Origin of the sequence: Streptomyces sp. NPDC087859 (assembly GCF_044742595.1) — a bacterium.
GTDB lineage: Bacteria > Actinomycetota > Actinomycetes > Streptomycetales > Streptomycetaceae > Streptomyces > Streptomyces canus_F.
Genome location: NZ_JBIUUU010000045.1, coordinates 1 through 4,032, shown reverse-complemented (window position 1 = coordinate 4,032; position 4,032 = coordinate 1). Strand labels below are relative to the sequence as shown.

Below are 4,032 nucleotides of genomic sequence, written 5' to 3'. Positions count from 1 at the left end.
ATGATCGCCACCTCACTCGTACGTCGACGTCTGCACGCGATGTCCCGAGGGCGGCGCCCTCGTACGGGCGCCGCCCTCGGCCGCCGGTCACGGCATGAGCTGGTACTCGGGGAAGTTCCCGGGCAGCCGCTCCCCCGCCGGGCCCTGCGTCACCGCGCGCACCAGCAGCTCGCCGCCGACGAACGCGCCGCGCCAGGACGCGCCGAACCCGCCGAACAGTTCGTCGCGGTCGCCCCGTGAGCGCGGCGTGCCGTGGCCGACCTTGAACGCCCGGATCTGCGGGGCGAGACGGTCGAAGGTGGACCGGTCGTCCGTGGACAGCGTGGCCACCAGCGCGCCGTTGGAGGCGTTCATCGCGGCCAGCAGCTCCGCCTCGGTGTCGACCAGGACGATGGTGTCGACCGGGCCGAACGGTTCCGCGTGGTGCAGCGGTGAGGACGGGGGCGGGTTGAGCAGCGTGACGGGCTGGACGTACGCCGAGGTGTCCTGGCCCGGCAGGAAGCGCGCGTCGCTTTCACTGGCCCGGTGCAGGGGGACGGCGCCGCGGGCGATGGCCTCGGCGACCTGGTCGTGCAGATCCTTCGCCTTGGCCGCGTTGATCACCGGGCCGAAGTCCAGTGCCGGACAGGGGTCGTCGGCCCGGGCGACGGCGAGCGGGTGGCCGACCTTGAGCGTGCGCACCGCGGGGAGGTAGGCGGCCAGAAAGTCGTCGAACAGCTCCCGCTGGACGACGAAACGCGGGTACGCCGTGCAGCGCTGCTTGCCGTAGTCGAAGAGCTTGGGGATGACGGCGGTGAGGGCGTCCCAGTCCGAGAAGTTCCAGATGCCCCAGGTGTTCAGCCCCTCCTGTTCGAGGACATGACGCTTGCCGAGGTCGGCGACGGCGGTGGCCACGGCGGCGCCGGTGTCGCGGCCGCCGACGAAGGAGACGCAGCCGATCTCGGGCGCCCGCACCAGCGCCTCGGACAGCTCGCCTCCGCTGCCGCTGACCAGGGTGACGGGGATCCCCTCACGGGCGGCGAGCGCGCAGGCCAGGGTCAGACAGGCGACACCGCCGTCGGTCGGGGTCTTGGCGATGACCGCGTTGCCCGCCAGGGCCTGGATCAGCATGGCGTGGACGAGCACGCTCATCGGATAGTTCCAGCTGGCGATGTTGGACACCGGACCGTCCAGCGGAGCCCGCCCGGCGACCATCGGCTCGATACCGTCGACGTACCAGCGCACCCCGTCGATGGCCCGGTCGACGTCGGCCTGAGCGAGCCGCCACGGCTTGCCGATCTCCCAGACGAGCAGCAGGGCGAGGAGTTCGCGGTGCTGGGTGAGGGCGTCGAGGGTGGCCGCGACACGGGCTCGGCGCTCTTCGAGGGGGATGTGCCGCCAGGCGCGGTGCTGGTCGAGGGAGGCGCGGACGGCCTGGTGGGCGGCTTCGCGGTCCAGCCGCGGCGGGCCGGCGATCGGGCTGCCGTCGACGGGGCTGGTGGCGGGCAGGGCCCGGCCGTCCGCGTGCCAGGCGGCGTTCCAGAGGTTGAGGACCCGGTCGTCGCGGAACGCCTCGGGGGCGGCCGCGAGACAGCGCCGCCAGGCGTCGTCCCAGGTGGTACCGGATTTCACCACGAGGGGGGTGGAGTTGAGGGTGGTTGTCATTCGGTGTCTCCGCTCTCGGTGCACAGTCGGGGGCGGGGGGTGCCTGGCCTCCGCGGAAGGTGCTGCGGAACCGCGGAGGGCAGGTCCGTGCGACGAGTGGTCGCGTGTACGGACGAGGGGTCGTGTGTACAGGGAGGAACTCGGTGGCGCCGGGCGGTCAGACCTCGCGGGTCGCGTCGCGGTCGGTCGCCAGCAGGTCGAGCACGAGGCGGGCCGTCTCGGTCGGGGTGTCGCCGACCTTGACGCCGACCGCTTCCAGGGCTTCCTTCTTGGCCTGCGCCGTGCCCGAGGAACCGGACACGATGGCGCCCGCGTGTCCCATGGTCTTTCCCTCGGGCGCCGTGAATCCGGCGATGTAGCCGACGACGGGTTTGCCGACGTGCCGCTCGATGTAGGCGGCCGCGCGTTCCTCGGCGTCGCCGCCGATCTCGCCGATGAGTACGACGAGTTCGGTGTCGGGGTCGTCCTGGAACGCGGCCAGGCAGTCGATGTGGGTGGTGCCGACGACGGGGTCGCCGCCGATGCCGACACAGGTCGTGAAGCCGATGTCGCGCAGCTCGTACATGAGTTGGTAGGTGAGCGTGCCCGACTTGGAGACCAGGCCGACGCGTCCGGGTTTGGCGATGTCGGCCGGGATGATGCCCGCGTTGGACTGTCCGGGGGTGATCAGGCCCGGGCAGTTGGGGCCGATGATCCGGGTGCCCTTCTCCTTCGCGTACGCGGTGAAGGCGACGGAGTCGTGGACGGGGATGCCCTCGGTGATGACGACGGCGAGCCCGATACCGGCGTCGGCGGCTTCGATGACGGCCGCCTTGGCGAAGGCGGGCGGTACGAAGACGACGGTGACATCGGCTCCGGTCGACTGTATACCGTCGGCAACCGACCCGAAAACAGGTACGGCACGCTCGTCGAAGTCGACGGTCCGGCCGGCCTTGCGCGGGTTGACGCCGCCGACGACGTTCGTGCCGGCCGCGAGCATGCGGCGGGTGTGCTTCATGCCCTCGCCGCCGGTCATGCCCTGGACGAGGACCTTGCTCTCCTTGGTGAGGTAGATCGCCATGTGCCGCCTCCTCAGGCTGTGTCGGCGAGTCGGGCGGCGCGGCGGGCGGCGCCGTCCATGGTGGTGGCCTGCTGGACCAGCGGATGGGCGTACGCGTCGAGGACGGCGCGGCCGCGGGCGGCGTTGTTGCCGTCGAGGCGTACGACGAGCGGTCTGGTCAACTGGACGGTGTCCAGGGCCCGTACGATCCCGTCGGCGACCGCGTCGCACGCGGTGATGCCGCCGAAGACGTTGACGAACACCGACTTGACCGCCGGGTCGGAGAGGATGACGGACAGCCCGTCGGCCATCACCTGGGCGGACGCCCCGCCTCCGATGTCGAGGAAGTTGGCCGGCCGGGCGCCGCAGCCGGCGACCACGTCGAGGGTCGACATGACCAGACCCGCGCCGTTGCCGATGATGCCGACCTCGCCGTCGAGCTTGACGTAGTTGAGGCCCTTGGCGGCCGCTGCCGCCTCCAGCGCGTCCCCGTGCTCCGCTTCCTCGACGCCCCAACGGGCCTGCCGGAAGCGGGCGTTGTCGTCGAGTGTGACCTTGCCGTCGAGGGCGAGGAGCTGTCCCTGCCGGGTGCGGACCAGCGGATTGACCTCGACGAGGACGGCGTCCTCGCGGACCAGTACCTGCCACAGCCGTACGAGGACGTCGGCGGTCCGCGGCGGGAGGCCGGCGGCCTCGGCGATCTCTCCCGCCTTGGCGGAGGTGACCCCTTCGGCCGGGTCGATGTGTACACGGGCGACCGCCTCCGGGCGCGCGGCGGCGACCTCCTCGATCTCCATGCCGCCCTGGGCGGAGGCGATGGCGAGGAAGCGGCCCGCCGCGCGGTCGAGGACGTACGAGACGTAGAACTCGGCCTCGATGTCCACCGGTTGGGCCAGCATGACCTTGCCGACGGTGTGGCCCTTGATGGACATGCCGAGGATCCGGCGTGCCGCCAGTTCCGCCGCGGCCGGGTCGGCCGCGAGCCGCACACCGCCGGCCTTGCCCCGCCCCCCGGTCTTCACCTGCGCCTTGACGACGGCCGGGCCGCCCAGCCTGCGCGCGATCTCCCGCGCCTCCCTGGGTGAGTCGGTGACCTCCGCCCTCGGCACGAGGATGCCGTGTTCCTCGAAGAGCCCGCGGGCCTGGTACTCGTACAGGTCCATGGTTCGGCTCCCGTCTCGATCGGGTCGCGTCTGAAAAGTGGTGCACGACCCCTGGACATCACCCACGGGATGCGGGATAACAATCTTCATACAGTATTCGTCGACTGTATGCAATCTACCGAGCACGGTTCAGGATCAGCGCCGCCGGCACGCTCAAGGCAACGGACAAGCGAGGTGACCTGTGAC

General features: G+C 71.2%; 3 protein-coding genes. All 3 read right to left on the bottom strand.

The window, feature by feature from the left end:
• Nucleotides 1-87 precede the first annotated feature (87 nt).
• Nucleotides 88-1,644, bottom strand: a complete 1,557-nt coding sequence (locus tag ACIOHP_RS49890; protein ID WP_401898521.1) for an aldehyde dehydrogenase family protein — start codon at nt 1,642-1,644, stop codon at nt 88-90.
• A 157-nt stretch (nt 1,645-1,801) separates the two neighbouring features.
• Nucleotides 1,802-2,704, bottom strand: coding sequence for a succinate--CoA ligase subunit alpha (gene sucD, locus ACIOHP_RS49885; protein WP_401898519.1), 903 nt, complete (start codon nt 2,702-2,704; stop codon nt 1,802-1,804).
• 11 nt (nt 2,705-2,715) lie between these two features.
• A complete protein-coding gene (sucC, locus tag ACIOHP_RS49880) occupies nt 2,716-3,846 on the bottom strand; it encodes an ADP-forming succinate--CoA ligase subunit beta (protein ID WP_401898517.1) in 1,131 nt (376 codons plus the stop codon).
• Between the last annotated feature and the right edge of the window lie 186 nt (nt 3,847-4,032).

Excerpts from the sequence above, each read along its gene's own strand:
- sucD (WP_401898519.1), bottom strand. The coding sequence starts at position 2,704 with ATGGCGATCTACCTCACCAAGGAGAGCAAGGTCCTCGTCCAGGGCATG.
- ACIOHP_RS49890 (WP_401898521.1), bottom strand. The coding sequence starts at position 1,644 with ATGACAACCACCCTCAACTCCACCCCCCTCGTGGTGAAATCCGGTACC.
- sucC (WP_401898517.1), bottom strand. The coding sequence starts at position 3,846 with ATGGACCTGTACGAGTACCAGGCCCGCGGGCTCTTCGAGGAACACGGC.